We start from the raw sequence: 20,565 nt of genomic DNA, 5'->3' as shown, positions 1-20,565 counted from the left end.
CTTCTGCGGGTAATTCGATCCCCGATACCTCGGTAAAGAGAGAGGTAAATCAAAGGGTAAACCGGTAAAGGCGGTAAACAGCGGGGTAATGACATGGAACCACTCATGACCCAAGCTGAGTTCGCGGCCCGGCATAACGTCACGCCGGGGCGTGTCAGTCAGTGGATCAATGGCAAGGGCGGGCGGCCAGGTCTGTTGAATGGGCCTGCGCTGGTAACCCAGGGCGGCAAGCGGCTGATCAACGCGCATGAAGCCGATAGGCAGTTGAAGTTGGGGCGCAATCCCGCCCAGGTCGTTGGCCAGATGCGGCTGCCCATGACGTCGGCAGATACGGCGCCGCAAGAGGAACTCGGCGGTGGGCTGACCAAGCCGCCGACCGAGGAAGAAGAAAACCAACTGCGCTTCCTGAAGGCGCGGGCCGACAATGAGGAACAAAAGGCCGAACGCGGCCGGCGCGAAGAGCTGGAAAGCCGGGGCGTCGTTGTCAATGCCCAGGCCGCCGCCGCCGCCTGGTCAAAGCAGTTGGCCGATTTTCTGGCCGCCATTGACCCGTTCTGGCGCGATGTCGCCAAGGCCATCCATGCCGCCGGCCCCATGGACGAACGCGCCCTGACCAGCCTGCTTCGTAAGCAATGGCGCGGGTTCCGCGCCGAACGCGCCAAACAACTGCGTGAAGCCGGGATGGCCATGCCCGATCTGGTGACGGAGATTGCAGACGATGCCCCTGGATGAGGTTGCATGGCAGGCCAATCCCGAGCGGTTGGCGGCCCTGACAATGGCGGACCTTTTGGAGCCGCCACCACCCCTCGATTACGAACAATGGGCGGTTGACCATGTCGAGTTCGGACGGGAAAGCCCGTTCCCCGGCCCTTACAATCCAGCCAACTTCCCGCAGAACCGGCGCATCTTCGAGGTTCTGTCGCCCGACCATTCGGCCCGCATCATCGCCCTGAAGAAAAGCGCCCAGGTCGGCGGCACCATTCTGGCCCAGATCTTCCTGGCTGCGAAGCTGCACCTTGATCCGGGGCCGTTCCTCTACACGCACCCGACGGAAGACAACGCCACCCGCTGGGCACGCACCAAATGGCGGGTCATGATCCGCAAGGTGAAGGCCCTGGCCAGCATCCTGGGCATGCAGGTGACCCGCGAAAGCGGTAATGGTCTGCTGTACCAGGAGCGCAAGGACGGGCGAGGCTGGTTGCAGGTGTCGGGTGCCAACAGCGCCAACAGCCTGTCGATGCTGTCAGTGCCCGATCAGGTGCAGGACGATCTGTCGAAGTGGGACAAGAACAAGGCCGGTGATCCGGAGGGGCAGGCCGACAATCGCAGCAAGGCCTTTGATGAGGCCAAGATCCTAAAGATCAGCACACCGCTGATCCTGCCGGGTTGCCGCATCACGGCGGCCTTCAATCACGGGACCCAGGAACATTGGGAGATGCCGTGTCCTGAATGCCAGCACCGGCATTCCTTCGAGTGGGAGAATTTCCATGTCGATGAGGAGGACCCGGCCAATAGCCATTTCATCTGCCCCGGCTGCGGATGCGAGATCCACGAACATCAACGCGACGCCATGGTGGGTGCGGGTCAGTGGGTCGCCCATAACCCGAGGCCGCTGCCCGGCCATGTCAGCTTTTACATCTGGGCCGCCTATTCCAAGGCGGAGAGCTGGACCGCGCTGGCGCTGGCCTGGATCAAGGCCAAGGGCGATCCGGAGGCGGAGAAGAATTTCTTCAATGACTGGCTGGGCCGCGCCTATGAGGTGCAGGGCGATGCGCCGGCCTGGGAAGGGCTGCGGGACCGGGCGGAGGCGGCGGGACGGCGGCGGGGTATCGTGCCCGTGGGCGGCCTGCTGCTGACCCTGTCGATGGATTGTCAGCAGGACCGGGTGGAGTGTCAGTTGATCGCCTGGGGCCGGGACCTTCGGCGTTGGGTTGTCGATTACTTTGTCATCGACGGTCATATCAGTGAGATCGAAACCCAGGCGCGGATCGATACGCTGCTGAAGACGGAATGGCCCGCCGCCGTCGGTAGGCGGCGCACCATCGATCTGGCCGGCATCGACGGCAATGCCTGGACCAATGACGTTTGGGAGTGGGTCCGCCGCTGGCCGCAAAGCCAAGTGATCATGACGCGCGGCGAACGCGGCGACACCGCCCCACCCATCGCGCTGGTCAAGAAGCTGCGCGATGCCAAGACGGGCAAGGTCCTGAAGTACGCGCGCCGGTTCTTCAACCTGGGCGTTTCCGGCCTGAAGCTGGGCTTCTATCGGTTCCTGACCAAGATGGACCCGTTGGAGCTGGGCTTCGTCGATTTCCCCGCTGGCATGGGGGACGATTACTTCGAACAGGTCACATCGGAACGCCGGGTCGCCAAGCAGCGCCGGGATGGAGGCACCGATTATGGCTGGGTCCTGCCCACGGGCATCCGCAATGAGGCCCTTGATACGATGGTCATTGGCGAGGCCCTTGCCATCAAGCTGGGCTGGCGGACCAAAACCGACAAGGACTGGTCAGCACTGGAGGCTGACCGCGAAACACCGGTGGCCCAGGCCGGGCAACAGTTGGACATGGAAGACATGCTGTTCCAAGCCCAGCGCATGCCGCCGCAGCCAAGCCCGGCCCCGCCGTCGCCGGCAACCCCGCCAACCAGTCTGGCCCCGGCCCGCGGACCGGTCAGGGCGAACCATGTGAGGCGAAGATGAGCGTAGATGACGATATCGCTAAGTTGCAGCGGGCGATTAACAGTGGCCAGAAGTCCGTTCAGTTCAATGGGCGGCGGGTGGAGTTCAACTCACCAGATGAGGTGCGCGCCCGCCTGAAGGAGCTGGAGCTGCAAAAGCTGCGCGCGAATGGCGGACAGACAGTGCGGGCGGTTTCGGTGACGCGGCGTGGTAGCGGGGGGTGGTGATGACACAGCAACGTGTCCGGGTGCCGGCGGTCAGTCATCGGTGGGCAGCCCCGACGCATACCGCCATCGGCGCCGGGCGGTCGCCAGCGCGAGCGGAAGGCCAGTCAGCCCCCTATCAGACGACGGGCACAGGGCCGCGCAGCCTGTCTTTCCGTCCTGCCGCCACCCGGCCGGACGTCTCGATAGCGGGCATCGCCACCTTGCGCCGACAGTCGCGCCAGTTGGTCCGCACAGGCGGGATTGCCCAGACCATCGTGATGCAGTTGGCCAAGCACATCGTCGGCACTGGGATTGTACCGGAACTGTCTAACGAGGCGGCGCAAAGCGAATGGGAGGCATGGACCGACTACAGCGATGCTGACGGGGTCAATGATCTGTACGGCCAGACGCACTTGGCCGTTCTGGAAATGGTGGAAGCTGGGGGTTGCTTTCTGCGTCGCCGCGACCGTCGCCCGGAAGATGGCTTTCGGGTGCCGCTGCAAGTGCAACTGATCCCGGTCGAGCAGCTGGATGAAAACAAGAACCTGCCCCTGTCAGGCGGGTTCGTCACGCGCGACGGCATTCAGTACAATGCCATCGGGCAGCGCACTGGATATTGGTTCTTCAAACAGCACCCCAGTGAGATTGGTTATGATGGGGGGCAGTCCGTCCTGGTCCCAGCCAGCGAAATCATTCACCTGTTCCACCGCAAGCGCGGGGGACAGAACCATGGCGTTCCATGGCTGGCGCCTATTATTGGCGCCATCAAGGATATGGAGGATTTCCAGGACAGCACGCGGCTGCGCGAAGCGAACAATGCTAATTTCAATATGTTCGTGAAGCGCAACATGCCCAGCGAGATGGACTTTAATGAAGTCCGTGAGTTCTATTCGGAGGTGGATACACGGGATCGGGCCAGCCCGGTCCCGCGCGTCGGCATCGATCAGGCAGCCGTGTGGTTCCTGGAACCCGGCGAAGAAGTGCAGTTCCCCAATCCGCCGGGCGTCAGCAACACTTATGAGGTCTATGTGCGGGATCAGAAGCGGACCATGGCGACAGCCATGTATCTGCTTTACGAGCATGTGTCCGGTGCCTTTGCCGATGGCAATGACCGTACCTATCGCGCCGCGCACAATGATTTCGTTCGCGGCATAGAAGTCTTGCAGCACCACGTCGTTATTCACCAGATGCTGCGCCGCGTCATGCAATGGTGGGGTGCATCGGCGCGTCTGGCCGGTGTGATCGGGCGCGACGTTGTCACCGATCAGGTGCCGTGGACACCGCAGGCATGGCCCTATCTGAACCCAATGCAGGATGTGGGGGCGGAGCGCGCCCGTGTCCGGGCTGGCTTCACCAGCCGCAAGCGTGTGCTTCGCGGTCGTGGTGAACGCGTCGAAGAGATCGATGCGGAAAACGAGGTCGACCGCCAGCGCGAGAAGGATATGGGTCTGGTCTATGACACCGACCCATCGCGCGTATCCGGGTCAGGCGTAACACAGGCGCGCCCGCCCGACAGTGAATTGCCCGACGCCTGACTGGCGCGGGTGTCTTAGCAGCAAAACCTGAAAGGAGACATGCCATGGCCGTGCAGGTCGCGGATGGAGAAGTGCGCCTGACCGGCACGGTCGGCGCCTATTGGTGGGAAGATGGCTTCACGTCTGGCGACGTGGCTGTCGCCCTGGCCCAGGTGGGCAAGGACAAGGACGTGACCGTCATCATCAATTCCGGTGGTGGCGTGGCCACGGAAGGGGCGGCGATCCATGCCATCCTGGCGGGACACAAGGGCAAGGTGACGGGTCGCATCGAAGGCCTTGCGGCCAGTGCCGCCAGCCTTGCCATCCTGGGCGCGCATGAGGTGGAGATCGCCCCCGGTGCCACCTTCATGATCCATGAGGTCAGCACCGTCGCCTGGGGTGATGCCGAAGAGATGCGCAAGGCCCAGGAGATGCTGGACACGCTTTCCAACACCTATGCCGGTTTGTATGCCGGTGAAACGGGCAAGAGTGCCGCCGAGATCCGCAGCCTGATGAAGGCCGAAACCTGGATGACACCGCAACAGGCGGTGGACATGGGTTTCGCCGACCGGGTGGGGGCGGCACCCAAGGCAGAGGTGGATGTTCCGGCCTTTGCCTATGCCGCCTACGCCAATGCGCCGGCCCATTTGAAGGCGATGGCAACCGCCCGCAACTGGACGCCAGCGACGGCCCGCGCCAAGGCGCACGCGGATACGGCCAGCCCGCCGGCGGTCACGCCCCCGGCCCCACCTGCGGCCAGCATTGATCCGGCGGTCGCCGCGAAAATCATGGAGATGTGTACGTCCGCCGGGCAACCCGAGCTTGCCGCCACCTTGATCCGGGAAGGGGCAGACGAAGCGCGGGCGAAGGCGCGGCTGGACGGCGTGAAGGGTATCCATCAGGCCGTGGCCGATGCCCGCAAACTGAACCCGGCCGCCGTGCCCGCCGATTTCGCCAACCAGATGCTGGCCCAGGGCCTCACCGTGGTGCAGGCACAGGCCAAGTGCCTGGAGATGCTGGCCGCTGCGGGTAGTGGGACGGAAATCAACACCAACCTGCCGCCCAATAATCCGTCGGCGGCATGGGGCAGCATCGTTGCGGGCTTGGGGCCGCCCCCCGCTGCGCAAACCCCAAAGCAGGGGTGGGCGGCCATTGTCGCCGACCTTTCCTGAAGTGACGACAACCCACTGAGCCAGAGGAAAAAATGGGCAAGATCACCGATACGCGCCCCCGTGATGGGGGATACCTGCTGAGCGACCATGGTTCGATCAGCACGGATACGGCCACGTTCGCCAGCGGTCACGCATTCCAGCCGGGCGAACTGCTGGGCCAAGTCACCGCCACCAAGAAGTTCAAGGCGTGGACGCCCGCCGCAACGGATGGAACCGAGGACGTCGCAGCCATCTGTTATGGCCATATCGACGCGAGCGCAGCCGATGCGGAAGGGGCGATCACGGCCCGCCTGGCCGAAGTTGACCGGCAGAAGCTGATCCTTCCGGCGGGCGCAACCCTGGCCGATGCCGAGGCGGGCCTTGCATCCAAGCTGATCGTGTTTCGCAACTGATTTCCCGCCGAAGGGCACACCAACCCCGCGCGCGGGGAATGATGGAGACCATCCATGCTGACCATGGACATTTTTGATGAGGATGCGTTCAGCCTGATAGAGCTGACGATGGCGTTCAAGAAGCTTCCGTACAAGCCGTCGCTGATCCGTTCGCTGGGGCTGTTCGAATTCGAACCGATCACCAGCAAGAAGTTCGCGATTGAGGAATCGGACGGCGTTCTTTCCCTGATCCCGTTTGTCAGCGACAATGCCGATCCCAGCATTGACGGGGACGACGATGAGCGCACGCTGCGCGACTTCCGGACCCGGCGCCTGTTCGAGAAAAGCCGCATCCAGGCGTCTGCCATTTCCGGGCTGCGCGAATTCGGGACCACCAACGTCCTGCAGCAGGTGCAGGGTATCGTGGCTCGCAAGGCCCTGGACAAGCGCATCAAGCTGGAACTCACCTATGAATTCCACATGCTGAATGCGCTGGATGGGCTGGTGCTCAATCCGAAGACCGGCGCTACCGTCTATGACTGGTATCAGCAGTTCGAGATCACGCGCGCCGCCATCTTCGATTTCGACTTGGATAACAGTAGCGCGGAGAAAGGCGCGCTGAAGAAGAAGTGTGAAACCGTCAAGCACATGATGGAAGACGGGGTTGGCGACGTTCCTGGAACCATCCAGATCGAGGCAGTGTGCGGTCGCAACTTCTGGAAGGACCTGACCTGCAACCCCGAAGTGATCGACGCTTACAATCATGCCGCTGCCCTGGCAAAGGTGTCGAAACTGGAACCCGACGTGTTCGAGTGGGGCGACATCACATGGCGGTATTACCGCCCCGGTTCATCGGTCAGCATCCCGACCGACGAATGCCGCATTTACATCAAGGGCGTGCCCGGCATGTTTAAGCAGTTCGCCGCGCCCATCGACACTATGGGGCTTCTGGGGACCCCTGGTGAAGAAGCCTATTATCGCATCATCCGGGACCGCGACCGCGATCAGTGGGCCGATGTCGAAATCGAGGCGCAGGCGATGTTCGTCAACACGCGGCCCGGCGGCGCGCTTCGCGGCAAGCGAACCTGATGTTCGACGCGCTGAACGACGCGGTGACCGAGTTGTTTGGCGACCTGGTCATCTGGCGGCGGGGCGGGATGGACGATGCGACTGTGTCGGCCACCGTCGATATCGAACAGTTGGATGAGGCGGGGCCGGGTGGGGGGGCGGTGGCGGGGGCGCGCAATGAGGCGTGGACCCTGACATTGCCGTCCGTCAGCCTGCCGGGTTTCGACTGGAAAGCGCATCGGTTTGTGGTGAAGGGGCGGCTGGTCAAGGCCGCGACGGAGCCGTTTACCGATGTGACGGGCATGATGATCATCCGTCTGGAGTGGACGAAATGAGCGATGATGCCCCCTTGCCCCTGCATATCCGCCGCAAGGTGCGCGACCATGTGGTGGCCCGCCTGGTGGCGGCTGTGCCCCCCAGCCTGATCCCCGGCGGGGTGTTGAAGTCGCGTGTCCGGCCCCTGACGGAAAGTGAGCTGCCGGCCATCCTGGTCTATACGGCCAAGGAGGAAGCCCGCGTCACCAACCAAGCAGGGGATCTGGAAAGGCGACTGGAACTGATCATCGATGCCCGCGTGTCGGACGGGGATGATCATGATGATCTGCTGGATGAATTGTCGGTGGCCATCGAAACCGCCATGGCGGGCGATGACAATCTGGACGGGCTGGCCCTGGATGAAGCCATCCTGACCGCCACGCAGATCGGCATCCTGGGCGGCGAGGGTGTTGCCACCAATGCCAGCGCGCAACTGACCTACGCCATCCGCCTTTACACCCTTCACGGGCAGCCCCAGGGCTGACCCGCCTTTCACCCATCCTGCAACAGCAATGAGCGGCAACCGAACGGGTTGGCCGCAAGGAGACACCATGGCAAAGCCCGTGACCGCCGCGAAAGCCGGCCTTTTTATCTCCCTTACCGCGCATGTGGCGGCCAATGACACGCTGGCCGAACTGGACGCCCTGGCCGACAATACCTGGGCCAAGGTGGGCGGCATCACCAATATCGGCGAGTTCGGCGCCACCTTTCAGGAAATCACCAGCGAACCGTTAGATGCCGATGCCACCGGCAAGTACAAGGGGATGCGCAATGATGGGTCGCTGGCCCTGACCCTGGAGCGCATGCCCGCCGATACCGGCCAGGCCAAGCTGGTGGAGGCGCTGGCTTCCTATGAAGACTACACGTTCAAGGTGGTGCTGAACGACAAGCCGTCGGGCACGGGGGCGAAGCCGACGCGCCTGTACTTCCCCGGCAAGGTCATGTCCTTCACCACCAATGTCGGCGGGCCCAACAACCTGGTCACTGCTAGCTGCAATATCAGCATCAATGGCGCCGTGATCGAGGGCGCGCCCGTCGCCGGCAGCTAATGCCCCTTCATCCGGACCGGCGGCGAACCATGTTCGCCGACCGGTGGCCCGCCTTATCCTCCATCGATGAGTGACCCATCATGAGCAAGCTGACCGCCGGCATCGTCCGGCTGACCCTGTGTGGTGAAGATTTCGAACTGAAGGCCAGTGCGCGCGCCACGCTGCGCATCTCTGACGAGCTGGGCGGGATTACCGGTGCCCTGACCAAGGTGCAGCAGGTGGATTTCCGCAGCATGGTCAAGATCGTCAAGCATGGTATCGGGGCGGATGAGGCCCTGTCCAAGCGGCTGGATGATCTTGTTTTCGAGGAGGGCACCGTCAACCTGATCGCCCCCATCAACCGTTACCTGTTGCTGCTGGCCAATGGCGGGCGCGACCCGAACGAGGGTGAGGCGGGAAACGGGGCGGCGGCGACGGACGCCGCCTGACCCTGGAAGAGTATCTGGAGGAAATGTTCCGGCAGGCCACAGGCTGGCTGGGATGGTCCCCAGATCAGGCGCTTGATACACCGCTTCCCCTGATCGAACTGGCCCTGGAAGGGCGGGTGGATTTCATCATCAAAACCAACCCGTTTGGATCAGGGGACAAGCAGGACAAGCCCCCCGGCCCCGTCATGAAGGATGATGATGTGGCCAATGGCCTGTTCGGGATGCTGAAAGGTTATGTGCCGCCGGGTGGGTGAGTTGCCGCCAAACGGTCGATATAGGTTTGCGCGTCGGCGGGGGTGGCGAAGTTGATGCCATCCACGCTGGCCGTACCATCGGCAGGGTTGATCAGGATCTGCTGTCCGCCGTGATTGATCACGATGGCGGCGGGTGGTGTCGGCGCGGGTGGCGGGGGGCTGGCGCGGAGCTGATCAATATGAGCCTTGGCCGCTTCCGCACTGGGGAAGTGCTGACCCGCTACAGTGGCTCGCCCAGTCATCTTGTTGGTGACGATGGTTTGGCCGAAGTAAGTGAAGCTGAGCATGTCGTCGGTCGGTGGCTTCGCTGACGTTTTTGCCCCTTCCTGCGAGATCAGCGACCAGACCAGCGCAACAACCCAGCCCAGCAAGGTCCAGCCTAAGATCAGGTTCAAGACAAATAGCGCTGTGGTGTTCGCATGCCCCCGCGCCGAGGCGATGATTGAGGGCAAGAAGTACACCCCGATCGCCAGCGTCAACGCGAATGCAATAGCCCCACTATCCATTATCCACCCATTTCCCTGGACGGTTGCAAGTCCGGGAGAAGTTAGCACGTCTTCACCCAGGGAGTCCCCCGCATGAGCCAAGCCGCCAACAATACCGACATGTTGATCCGGGTCGGGGCCGATCTGGCGCCGCTGCTGGGCCATTTGACAGCCGCAGAACAGTTGGTGCGGTCGGCGGGCGGGCGCATGGGCAATGCCGCCGACAGCATGCAATCGGTCCTGCGCAAGCTGACCGGGGCAGGGCAGGACATGCGCAGCACATGGCAGGACGCCATGGACCGGCTAGACGGGGCGGCGGCGGCACGCAAGGCCATCGGCGCCGATGTCTGGGACAGCCTGTCGCGTGAGGCGGAGCGCGACTACGCGGCCTTCTGGTCCCGCGTCATGGATGAGCAGGCCAGCGCGCAGGCAAGGATGGCGGGCCGGAGCCAGCAGGCCATCGCCGCATTGACGGGCCAGCGCTATCTGGGGCCGGTCGCGCGCGAAGTGCGGTCCGATTATGAGGATCTGTGGTCCGACCTTCTGTCGCAGCGCGACGCAGCGCAGGCGGAGATCGTGCGGCATAATGAGGATGTGCGCGCCGGGTTCGACCCGCTGTTTGCCAGCCAACTGCAATATCGCCGCCGGTTGGAGGAGATTGACGACGCCCTGGCCCGCAATGCGATCAGCGAGGAGGTGGCGGCCAAGGCCCGGCAGACGGCCACACTTACGCACCAGACGCAAGCCAAGGCACTGGACCGATCCAGCATGTCTTTTGGGCGCGTGGCGCTGGCTGCCGGGGTGGCTTACGTAGCCCTTGAAGGGTTTCGTACATTGACTGCCGTCGGGCGGGAGGCGGTTTTGACCGCTGCCCGCTTCGATGCGCTGGAAGGCAGTCTCACGACCGTGACGCGTTCGGCCATGGCCGCGCAGGGTGTGTTCGAGGCCATTCAGGAATTTGCCGGCAAGACGCCGTTTTCCGTGGAAGAAAGCACCCGCGCCTTCATTCAGTTGAAGGCGCGTGGCCTTGACCCGTCCATGGCGGCCTTGCGCGATTACGGCAATACCGCCTCCTCCATGTCCTACCGCCTTGGTGAAATGGTCGAGGCCGTGGCCGATGCAACCACGGGCGAATTTGAAAGCCTGAACAAGTTCGGCATCAATGCCCAGGCCATGGGCGACAAGGTGATCTTCACCTTCCGGGGCACATCCACTGAAGTGGGCCGCAGCGCTGCCCAGATTGAAGCCTATCTGCGCCGGTTGGGGCAGGTGGAATTTGCGGGCGCGATGGAGGAGCAGTCAAAGCGTATCGGTGGCGCGCTGTCCAATTTGGGCGACAGCTATGACCGGTTGCTGGCCCGGATGGGTAAGTCTTTGCCCGTCCAGATGTTGGCGACGGGTTTTGCCACCATCTTCGACGGGCTGACCGATGCGTTTGACACGACGTTGCCGGAGATGATCGAGGATCTGAAGGCGCAGGTTGACGCCTACGACCGCGACATGCAGGCGCTCATGTCCAATATTCAGGACAATTACCAGCGGGGCACGCCGCTGGATGCCTTGCAGGCGGACTTGGCCGAGGTCGCGCGCCTGCGGGAGCTGATCGCAAAGCTGTCCGGCGATCTGATCAAGCTGCGCCAGCAGCAGGCCGAGCGCGTTAAGGCAGCCAACGATGCCATGAATCCCGGCGCGCAAGGCGAAACCCAGGAGCAGAAGCAACAGCGCCTGTTGCAGGCGCAGTTTGAAGCGCTGAAGACCGGCGGGGTCGATGCCTGGGAGCGGGTGGCCCGGCAGCAGAAGATTGCCGAAGGCGGTCTGGCCGCCATCCAGGCGCGGATGGATGAGCTGAAAACTGATCTGTCCGATGCCGCGTCCTTTGCCACGCCGTGGGAGGCATGGGCCAAGGATCTGGAAAAGCTGAACAAGCTGCTGGCGGAAGGCCGGATCAGTGGTGCGGCCTATCAGCAGGCGCTGAAGGAGCGCAGCCCGGCAGCCAAGCTGCAACAGGATATTCTGGGTCTGGACATCCAGATGCCGAACCAGGTGGCCCTGCAGCAGCAGATGGACGAGTTCTGGCACGAGGTGACGACATCCTTTGAGCAGAATTTGCCCGAGGTCCGTGAACCGCTGCTGGGCCTTGCCTACACGTCCGGGGCCGCCGTCGATGCCATCATCGAGGCGCAGGACCGTGCGGCCCAGGCCGCGGGCGATGCCCTGGGCAATATCTTCACCCGCCTTCAGGCGGGCGATTGGGGATCGGTCGCCGAAGGTGTGGGGATTTTCCAGGACCGGATGCGCGAGCTGGAAAAGCAGGGCATCACGGGGGCAGATGCCCTGGCCAAGGTGGGGGAAGCCCTGCTGGACAGTGCCGAAGCGGGCAATGGCTTTGCCAACCTTCTGGGCAGCCTGTTCGGGCGGGATGCGGACCAGAACAAGAATGCGCAGATCGGCGGGTCCATCGGGTCGATGATGGGGCAGTTCCTGCCCGGCGGTCAGGCCCTATGGTCATTCGCCGGCAACATGCTTGGCGGCATGTTCGGCGGCAATTCAAAGGAGGATCTGCTTGCCCAGAAATTGACGGCGGAGCGGGATGCCCTGTCCAAGAGCATCAATGCCTTCCTGGATGCGGGGGCCGAACTGTCTGCCGTGGGGGCCAAGGTCAAGGATGTGCAGGAAAGGTTTGGCGCGGTGCGGGTGGAGGCCGAAAGGCTGGGCCAGCCGCTGGACGAACTGACCCGATCCTATCAGGCGCAGATGCGGGCGATTGCGCGCGGGATCGAGGATGATCTTGCCGATGTTCTGGACCGGGCGGAAGGGCGCGGGGCGCTGGCCGATTATCGGGCGCTGCTGAAAGAACAGGAAGAACGCATTCAGGATGCGTTGCTGGCCGAGGTGGATCTGTCGCGGGTGCGGCGGGCCAATGCCGCCGAAATGTCGGCATTCTTCCGCGACCTGTCGGCAGACCAACTGGCGCTGTTTGCTGGTGTGGAACGGCAGGTGGCGCGGGTGCAGGCGCAGGTATCGCAACTGACATCGGCAGTATCGGATCAGATCGATCAGCAGATCGGCATGTTCCAGGATCTGGCCGCCGAGGTGCGGTCGCAGGCCGCGAACCTGCGCAGCCTGGTCAAACAGTTGCGGGGCACCGTGGCCGGATGGGATATCGGGCCGGATAGCGCGCTGGGTCTGGACGAACAGCTATCCATCGCGGGGCAGCGTTTTGCCGAGATGGTGACCAAGGCCAAGGCGGGCGATGCCGACGCGTTGGCGGGACTGTCAGAACTGGCCGGCACCTATCGCGATATTGCCCGCCAGTTTTTCGGATCGTCAGAGGCCTTTTTCGCGGTGGAGGACGCGATCAAGGGTGCGCTGGCACAGGTCGCCATGGTCACCGAAACGCGGGCCACCGGCATGGAGCAGCTGGCCAGCCTGTCGCTGGTGCAGGTGCAGTTGCTGGGCGATCTGAAAACCCTGATCGCCACGGACCTGTCGCGGCCCGTGGGGGACCTGATCGCCGCCGCCCTGCAGGATGGGGCGTTGACCATCGGGGAGGCCAGCAGCATCACGGGCGCGCTGGACAGTCTGGCCACGCGCCTGGAAGGGGTGACGGGGCCGGCGGCGCAAGCGGCGCGCACCGCCGTGGAAACGCTACAGACAGCGGTCACCACGGGCAATATCGCCGCCATATCGCCGGCCCTGGACGATGTCGCCCTGGCCCTGGACGGGTTCAAGTCGGAACAGATCGACGCCTACACCACGGCGCTGGGGTCGGTGGCCGATGTCATCGGCAAGGTGGAGCAATGGGTTCTGGACCCGGACGGGTTGATCCCCGCCGCCGTGGCCGCCGCGTTCAAGGATCTGGAATTTGATCACACGCTGAACACGCGGATCGAAAACAGTTTCCGCGCGGCCATCGGTGTAACGGCCCTGCCGCTGCCCCTGACCGGCACCATCCGTAATCTGGTTGGCGAGGCCATCGGGACGGTGCCTGCCCCGGCATCCTTGACGGGAACCATTGCCGGTCTGTTCGACGATGCAATCGGCACGGTTCCCGCTCCGCCCCCCCTGTCGGGGGCCATCTCTGCCCTGGTCGGGGCGGCCATCGGTCCGACACGGGCCGGGGAGCCATCGGCGGCGGCGCGGATGGAGGCCCTGATCGATGCATCGATCAGTGCGCCGGGCGGCGGGTGGAACCCGTCGCGCACCCTGCGCAGCCTGATCGATCAGCAGTTCGGCCAGGCGCTGGCCGGGTGGAATGCCAAGACGCTGTCGGTGCGGATCGGGGAGGCGTTCGACGCGGCCCTGGGCGGATCGGCGGGCAGTGACTGGCGCGGCACCCTGCAATCCGTGCTGTCGGCGGGATCGCCATTGCTCAACTCCCTGGGCGATCTGCGCACCGCCCTGGATAGTCTGCGCACCGCCATGGCGGAGGATAAGGCCACAGGGTCCGCACAGGCCGCCTATGACAGCGCCATGCAATCCTATGTCAGCCCCGTGGGGCGGGCGGCGGGCAGTGCTTGGGGCTTTCTGACCGGTGCCAAGGATGTCGATGCCGACAAGGGCAAGATGACCAATACCGTGCTGGGCGTCGATGCCAGCACGGGGGCCGTGCAATATAGCGGCGGCAAGGGGTCGGACAGCACGTCGGACAGCCGTGCCCAGGCCATGGCCAGCGGCCTTTCGCTTCTGGCCCGCCAGATCGAGACGCTGTCGGGCGGTGACCTGGGTCTGTTCGAGGTCAACGCATCGGACAAGTATGGGTCTGGCTACCGGGTTGGTGCCACCGACAAGCTGCAAAGCTTTGGCATCAACGATTTCGAGGGGATTGGCCGTGCCTTCTGGGCGGACGCCTTGTCCGCCCTGACGGGCGGCGATGCCCGTGTGATCGAGATCCTGCGCAATGCCGACCTGTCCGATTTCCAGTCCGGTCTGACCAAGGCGGCCAGTGATGTCTATCGCTTGCTGAACCCGCCCGGTTTTGCGGCGGGCGGACTGTTTGGCGGCGGCGTCCGGCTGGTGGGTGAGAACGGACCGGAGATCGAGGTCACGGGGCCGGCCCGGTATTTCAGCGCGCCGCGCACCACCGAGATGCTGCGAACCGCGTTCGGCGGCGGCGGTGACAAGGCGACGTTGGACGAGCTGCGCGCGGTGAACGCCACCCTGGAAGAGGGGCAGCGGGTGCAGGCGGCGGGGCTGGACATGCTGGCACGCGGATTGTCCCGCCTGTCGGATGACATGTCCCGCCTGTCGGCCCGCATCGATCCAGACATGAAGGTCGCTTGAGGGAGGCATCATGCCTATTGAGGTGCCGGGCATAGACCTGGTGGAGATCGCTTGCCATCACGGGGGGTTAAGCGAAACGTCACTGGCGGTCGGGACGGGTCTGAAATCCTTGACCCTGACCGCCGACAGCCCGCCCCTGTTGCAGGATATGGAGGTGGTGCTGCGCCGGCTGGCCGATCCGGCGGTGATGATGCGGGGGCGGGTGATGTCCCGTCCCTGGGATGCCGCCGTATCCCTGCTGGTCACGGCGTCCAGCGGGACCGGAACATATGCAGACTGGCTGGTTGCAGAAGGCTGGCTGCGCTTTTCCACGGGTGAGCAGGGATACTGGACCCGCCCAACTGATGATCCCGCGCAGATCTTCTGGCCGGGCCGACTGGCCCAATCACTGGACCTGCGATACGACCTGTTTGCACGCGGCACCACCTATGGAGAAAGCCGGTTGGAAGTGGGCGACATCGCCCTGGTCCGGGATCGTGACCTGTCCTGTCTGCTGGATTACGGGCTGACAGGGCAGCAGGTGCGGATCTGGCGTCTGCCGCGTGAAGATCAGGCCTTTGCCGATGCGTCGCTGCTGCTGGTGGGGGAGGCGATGCCCGCCGTAGTGTCGGGCCGCCAGCTGATCATCCGGGTTCGGGGCCGGGCCGGGGGGTATGACCGGCCCGTGCAGGCCGCCACCTATGCCGGCACCAACGCGCTGCCCGCCGGGTTGGAAGGGACGGGCGATGATATCAAGGGGCAGCGCAAGCCCCTGTCCTTTGGTGGGTTGGCGCGTGAATGCCCGCTGACCCTGGTCAATGCCGCCCGCCTGATCCTTCAGGCATCGACGGGTGTGGCGGTTGTATCCGCCCTGGCCGATATGGGCCAGCCCCTGACGGCGGCGGCCCCCTATGCCAGCAAGGCGGAAATGGAAAGCACGGCACCGGCGCGCGGACAGTATCGCGTCTGGTCCGGGGCGGAGGGCACCTTTGTCCGCCTGGGCGCCACGCCGGCCGGCACGATCACGGCGGACATCACCACGCAGACTTTGCCCGCCGATCAACGTCCGGGTGCCATCATGGGGGCCATCGTGTCGGGGCCGGGCGGTCTATCGTCAGGGGAGATCGATGGGGCGGCACTGACGGCGCTGGATGCGGCCTGCCCCTGGCCGTGTGCCTTCTGGGTTGAGCAGGGCGAAACCATTGCCCAACTGCTGGACCGTGTTTGTGCCGCATTCGGGGGCTGGTGGGCGTTTACGCCCACGGGCGTGTTCACGGCGGGGCCGCTGTCCCTGGCATCGCCGGTTTTCAAGTTACGCCGCATGACGCCCGACAGCATTGCCGATGCCAGTACCTATGACATCGTGCAGTCGGAGATCCTGGCCCTGAGCGATGAAGAAGCCGGTGCGCCCATCTATGCGGTGCAGATCGGATATGGCCGCGTCATGACGCCCAATACCGATCCGGCGGGATCGGTTACGGCGGCGCGGCGCGCCTATCTGGCGCAGGAATACCGCATGACGGCAGAGGCAGCAGACAGCCTGACCTTGGCCCGTAATCCGGGTGCCCGCCGCTTGGAGCTTCTGACGGACCAGACGGGGGAGGCGGGCGCCATCGCCATGCGCGATCAGCAACTGACCCTGCGTAAGGGGCGCAAGCGGCGGGTGTCCATCGCAACGCGCCTGCCGCCCGCCGTTCTGGCGGGGCTTCGGCTGGGGGTGACGATCAATGTGCAGGATGCAGACCTTGGGCTGCGCCGGGCGCGCGACATGCTGCTGCTGTCGCTGGCCCATGACGGGCGGCGGGGGGCGGTCATCCTGGGTCTGTGGGGATAAGAGATGCCAACGATTTTACCGCTGGGGCCGCAGGTGCAGTTCATCGACGCGGCCCCGCCACCCTCCGCCTATGACCCGGCCCAGTATGTGGTGCGTCTGGGGGCCTTGTGGCTGGACGTCACCAACAGCACCCGCCCGTTCCTGTGGATGTGCATCGCATCCAGCCCGGAACTGCTGGTGTGGATGCGGCTCAATGATCTGGGCGGGGATTTCAAAAACAACATCTTCATCGGTTCGGATGCGGGCCTGGCCATCACGGCGGGGGCCGAAGGCGACCGCAATCTCGCCATTGGTCGCGGCGCCCTAAAGGTGGCGACGACCGCCCACCAGAATGTCGCGGTTGGTCACAGCGCCCTGCAATCACAGGTCAGCGGCAATAACAACACTGCTGTCGGCGCCCAAACGCTTGTGTCCAGCACCACCGCCACGGCCAACACCGCCGTCGGTGCCGGTGCGCTTTATGCGGTCACGACGGGCGCGGGCAATCTGGCGGTTGGCGTCGGCGCCCTTTTCGATTTGGTGACGGGCGGCGGCAATATCGCGGTGGGCAACGGTGCCGGCGGCGGGATGGTGTCGCAGTCCAACAACATCCTGATCGGCAATGATACTTCGCTGGGCAGCGGGGTCACAGGCGCCATCGCCATAGGCCATGGTGCCAAACCGCTGGAAAGCGGGTCCATCGCGCTTGGCGGACCGTCTGTCCGCATGAGCTTCGCCGCCAGCGCCGGCCCCCTGATTGGATATATGAAGGTCACGCTCAATGGCGAGATCGTGGGCCGCATCGCCATCCTGGAACCGTGAGGAAACCGCATGGCTACCCCCATCCCCTTGTTGGGATTCCCCAACCTTACACCACAGGCCGCCGCCATCACGGGCGGAACGTGGACAACAGCGCAGCCTTTGGACATGCTGCGGCGCCCGCAGCTGGCCTACAAGGCGCTGTCCGCCAGTGCCGATCCGGCGGCCACACGTTTTGTCATCGATCTTGGAAGCCCGCGCACCGTCAAGATGGCGCGCCTGGTCAACCATAATGGCGCGCTTGGCGGGTTCTGGCGCCTGGATGCATCCAACAATGCGGACCTGTCGGCACCGCTTTATGACAGCGCGGATCAACCCCTGTTCCCGACATCGTTCGCCGGCGATGTCCTGGAATGGGAGGACCCGGCCTGGTGGTCGGGTGCCTATGTCGATGCCGATTTGCCGCCCCCGATGCGCGACAGTCTGATCGTGCTGCCAGCCCCCGTCACGGCGCGATATTGGCGGGTGCGGGTGACGACGGATCAGCCCTTCTGGCTTTCCTCTCTGTTCCTGTCGGCGGCCTGGGAGATGCCGGGCCTTGCGCTTGGCGCGGAGTTCGGGCCGGAAAGCCGGACGCAGATCGACCAGGCCCTGGGCGGTGCGGAGTACTTCGACTATCTGGCCGCCCGCGATTGCGTCCGGGTCACCGTGCCGAACATGCCAACCGACATCGCGTGGCAGCGGGCATGGGAGCTGATCAAGCAGGCCGATGTATTCGGCCAGATCCACTTCGTGCCGCGCCCCTATGACCCGCTTAACGCGCTGCGCGGGTCGATGGTGGGGCGCATGCGCAGCCTGTCGCCCATCGTTGCGGCCTCTTACCGCCGCTACAGCGCGGCCTTCGACCTTGTGAGGATCATGGGATGACAAATGTGACCGTGAACGGGCATGCCTATTCCGACGATGGCAGCGCTGCCCGTGATATGCGTGGGGGTGGCCACCGCGACTGGTTGCTGCCCATGATCTCCGACACGATGGTGGAGGTGGAGAGGGCGAGCGATGCCGCCGGTGACGCCCAAACCGCGCTGGCCAGCACCGTGACTGCGCGGGATGCGGCGGCGGGGAGTGCGGGGGCGGCGGCGGCGGATCGGGTGCAGACGGGGGCGGATCGCGCGGCCACGGGCACGGCGTTGGCGACGGCGCAGGCGCTGGTGGGGTCGGCGGGGACCGGGACGGCCACGGGGCTGGCCTTTGCGGCGCTGACCAAGAGCCTCGCCACCGCGACGGACGTGGTGGCGGTGCATCTCTATGACACCCGCATTGATAGCGACGGCGGGGCGTGGGCGGATCGGCCCTTTGGGTCCTGGTATTGGGAGACGCTGGGGACCGCGACCCGTGGGGCGACGCGGCGGTTTCCGAAGGTGGCGGGGATCGTGGCGCGGGCCGCGTCCATCACGATCTATGACCTGCATGATCAGGACGTGTCCGGCGTACCGCGCATGTGGATGGTCCTGAATTCGGGGGCGACAGTTCTTGGAGGCGGAACAATCAGATCGGTGTTTGCCCTCAATGGCCGCATCTATGTTGCGCAGTCGAACGGCGCAACAGAGGTCTGCTTTCCCAATGACTATTGCGATCTATCCAATAGCGCTGCCCGTCTTAGGCGATCCGCGAATATCGCTCAACGCGGTACAACGAACGCATCGGCATACTCAATCGCCAGCCAAGCTATTGGCTCGTCCGACAGCAACCACGTCCATGCCCGCGTCATCCCCGGCGGCCCGTTGGACAGCGCCGGACTGCCGATCCCGACCGTGGCTGTGGCGACGGCGGGTGGGGTATCGGTGATCCATCCGAATGGGGCGGTTTACGATATTACGCGGGCGGCTGGCCATGCCGGCGTCCATATCGCTGCCGATGGCGTGCTGTACGCCCAGCATCTGGACGCAAATCCGATCGAGTTCGGGTCGATACCTTATGCCGATGTCTCTAATAGCGCTTGGAGACGGAAGGTGTTCGCCAGCACTACGGTCCCGGCCATCTCCATTTCGCCTAATTCAGTGCGAGCCATGGCGTTATCGGGTGGCATGCTGGCCGTGGGCAGCACTGTTGCGGGGGTGGCCCTGCTGGCCGTGGATTACGCTAACCCCGACACATCTCTGGCTGCAAGCGTCGGCATCGGCCATGCCACCGGCTGGCAGCCCGGCGACATCCGGGGGGCGTGGCTGTGTGACACCACCACGGGCAATATCACCGGGTCCGCCGAACTGGTGACCAATGGGGATTTCAGCAGCGGTACGACGGGGTGGACAGCTAACGCCAGCACAATATCAGTCGTGTCGGGCGAATTGGAGGTTGTCAGCACCGGGGTTGTAGGCCCCGGAGCATACCAAGATATTCCGACGGTGATCGGCCAGACGTATCTTGTGCGGTGCGTCGCCCGCCGTGGCACTTCAACGATAAGTGTGGTGTTGGCTGCCGCTAGTGCGGGTCAGCCAAATGTCTTCGCCGAACACTCGGGGACAGCCAACGCGCCTCTGATGCTACAATTCACGGCGACCGCCTCGTTGTCTCGCATCCTGATTTATGCGGGCGGCACGCCTGCGGCTGGGCAGACGCTCTATTTCGACAACGTAAGCTGCCGGCTCGCCCTGCCTGACCGCAGCTACAAGGGCAAGGGGCTGATCGTCAACGACACCCTGTCCCGCACGGCGCTGCCTTGTGGGCTGGCGGCAGTTTCAGGCTTCAGTTCGACCGCTTACCTGTGGCAGCCGTACAACCCGGATTTCGATTTCGGGACAGGGGATTGGTCGCTCAAGGTCTGGATTTCTGGACTATCAGCATCGGCGACTATCTTCGAACGAGCGGCATATGCGGGCGCCTATAGCGGCCCTGGCATTCGTTTGATCGCGGATGGAGCCGGGGCTGTGTTTCTGTCCGTCTCGGACGATGGGTGGGCCAGTGCAGACACGGTGTCGGGCGCAACGGTATCGGGATGGACCCAAATCATCGCTTGTCGGCGCGCCGGCTTCTACGAACTATGGCAGAACGGCGTGCGTGTTGGTGTCACAGCGGTCAACAATGCCAATGCCACACTGTCCAATGCGTCCGCTGTTTGGCGCCTGGGTCTGCGTCTGTCGGGGGTTGGTGCTTTTCTGCACTCCATGATCCTTGCTGCCCCTGCCGCCT

At 64.2% G+C, this 20,565-nt stretch carries 18 protein-coding genes; 17 read left to right on the top strand and 1 reads right to left on the bottom strand.

Translation table 11 applies throughout. The annotated features are described in order from the left end of the window. Window positions 1-105 precede the first annotated feature (105 nt). The 12 genes from ACODSP_RS24145 (at window position 106) to ACODSP_RS24090 (ending at window position 9,057) form a co-directional block, all read left to right on the top strand. On the top strand, window positions 106-732 hold the full coding sequence (locus tag ACODSP_RS24145; protein WP_488968084.1) for a hypothetical protein: 627 nt from the start codon (window positions 106-108) through the stop codon (window positions 730-732). Beyond that, on the top strand, window positions 719-2,701 hold the full coding sequence (locus ACODSP_RS24140) for a phage terminase large subunit family protein (RefSeq protein ID WP_488968131.1): 1,983 nt from the start codon (window positions 719-721) through the stop codon (window positions 2,699-2,701). Before ACODSP_RS24145 ends, ACODSP_RS24140 begins: the two co-directional genes overlap by 14 nt. Further along, a complete protein-coding gene (locus ACODSP_RS24135; protein ID WP_488968083.1) occupies window positions 2,698-2,907 on the top strand; it encodes a phage head-tail joining protein in 210 nt (69 codons plus the stop codon). The genes ACODSP_RS24140 and ACODSP_RS24135 overlap by 4 nt, the downstream gene beginning before the upstream one ends. Beyond that, window positions 2,907-4,421: a phage portal protein gene (locus ACODSP_RS24130; protein ID WP_488968082.1), complete on the top strand. Its 1,515-nt coding sequence runs from the start codon at window positions 2,907-2,909 to the stop codon at window positions 4,419-4,421. Before ACODSP_RS24135 ends, ACODSP_RS24130 begins: the two co-directional genes overlap by 1 nt. 44 nt (window positions 4,422-4,465) lie before the next feature. Further along, window positions 4,466-5,572: a head maturation protease, ClpP-related gene (locus ACODSP_RS24125; protein ID WP_488968081.1), complete on the top strand. Its 1,107-nt coding sequence runs from the start codon at window positions 4,466-4,468 to the stop codon at window positions 5,570-5,572. Between the two features lie 32 nt (window positions 5,573-5,604). Next, window positions 5,605-5,964, top strand: coding sequence for a head decoration protein (locus ACODSP_RS24120; RefSeq protein WP_488968080.1), 360 nt, complete (start codon window positions 5,605-5,607; stop codon window positions 5,962-5,964). Between the two features lie 54 nt (window positions 5,965-6,018). Next, window positions 6,019-7,032: a major capsid protein gene (locus ACODSP_RS24115; protein ID WP_488968079.1), complete on the top strand. Its 1,014-nt coding sequence runs from the start codon at window positions 6,019-6,021 to the stop codon at window positions 7,030-7,032. Further along, window positions 7,032-7,346: a hypothetical protein gene (locus ACODSP_RS24110; RefSeq protein WP_488968078.1), complete on the top strand. Its 315-nt coding sequence runs from the start codon at window positions 7,032-7,034 to the stop codon at window positions 7,344-7,346. The genes ACODSP_RS24115 and ACODSP_RS24110 overlap by 1 nt, the downstream gene beginning before the upstream one ends. Further along, on the top strand, window positions 7,343-7,810 hold the full coding sequence (locus ACODSP_RS24105; protein WP_488968077.1) for a hypothetical protein: 468 nt from the start codon (window positions 7,343-7,345) through the stop codon (window positions 7,808-7,810). The genes ACODSP_RS24110 and ACODSP_RS24105 overlap by 4 nt, the downstream gene beginning before the upstream one ends. A 67-nt stretch (window positions 7,811-7,877) precedes the next feature. Beyond that, the gene (locus ACODSP_RS24100) at window positions 7,878-8,375 is read left to right on the top strand and encodes a hypothetical protein (RefSeq protein ID WP_488968076.1); all 498 of its coding nucleotides are present in this window, start codon (window positions 7,878-7,880) and stop codon (window positions 8,373-8,375) included. Between the two features lie 80 nt (window positions 8,376-8,455). After that, window positions 8,456-8,803, top strand: a complete 348-nt coding sequence (locus ACODSP_RS24095; protein ID WP_488968075.1) for a hypothetical protein — start codon at window positions 8,456-8,458, stop codon at window positions 8,801-8,803. A 23-nt stretch (window positions 8,804-8,826) separates the two neighbouring features. After that, complete coding sequence (locus tag ACODSP_RS24090) at window positions 8,827-9,057, top strand: hypothetical protein (RefSeq protein ID WP_488968074.1); 231 nt, start codon at window positions 8,827-8,829, stop codon at window positions 9,055-9,057. Here the strand turns inward: ACODSP_RS24090 and ACODSP_RS24085 are convergent. After that, on the bottom strand, window positions 9,036-9,536 hold the full coding sequence (locus ACODSP_RS24085) for a superinfection immunity protein (protein ID WP_488968073.1): 501 nt from the start codon (window positions 9,534-9,536) through the stop codon (window positions 9,036-9,038). The genes ACODSP_RS24090 and ACODSP_RS24085 overlap by 22 nt on opposite strands. 99 nt (window positions 9,537-9,635) lie before the next feature. Between ACODSP_RS24085 and ACODSP_RS24080 the strand changes: the two genes are divergently transcribed. From ACODSP_RS24080 to ACODSP_RS24060, 5 genes are all read left to right on the top strand, one after another. Further along, entirely contained in the window at window positions 9,636-14,825 is a 5,190-nt protein-coding gene (locus ACODSP_RS24080; protein WP_488968072.1) for a hypothetical protein, read from the top strand. Window positions 14,826-14,835: 10 nt separating this feature from the next. Next, a complete protein-coding gene (locus ACODSP_RS24075; protein WP_488968071.1) occupies window positions 14,836-16,638 on the top strand; it encodes a hypothetical protein in 1,803 nt (600 codons plus the stop codon). 3 nt (window positions 16,639-16,641) lie between these two features. Beyond that, on the top strand, window positions 16,642-17,439 hold the full coding sequence (locus ACODSP_RS24070; RefSeq protein ID WP_488968070.1) for a hypothetical protein: 798 nt from the start codon (window positions 16,642-16,644) through the stop codon (window positions 17,437-17,439). Window positions 17,440-17,448: 9 nt separating this feature from the next. Further along, a complete protein-coding gene (locus ACODSP_RS24065; RefSeq protein WP_488968069.1) occupies window positions 17,449-18,303 on the top strand; it encodes a hypothetical protein in 855 nt (284 codons plus the stop codon). Beyond that, the coding region (locus tag ACODSP_RS24060; RefSeq protein ID WP_488968068.1) for a hypothetical protein at window positions 18,300-20,565 on the top strand (2,266 nt) is incomplete at its 3' end. The genes ACODSP_RS24065 and ACODSP_RS24060, both read left to right, overlap by 4 nt.

This window comes from Niveispirillum sp. FG156, assembly GCF_057809555.1.
The sequence above is the reverse complement of the archived record's forward strand: the minus strand, read 5'-3'. Positions and strand labels throughout refer to the sequence as shown.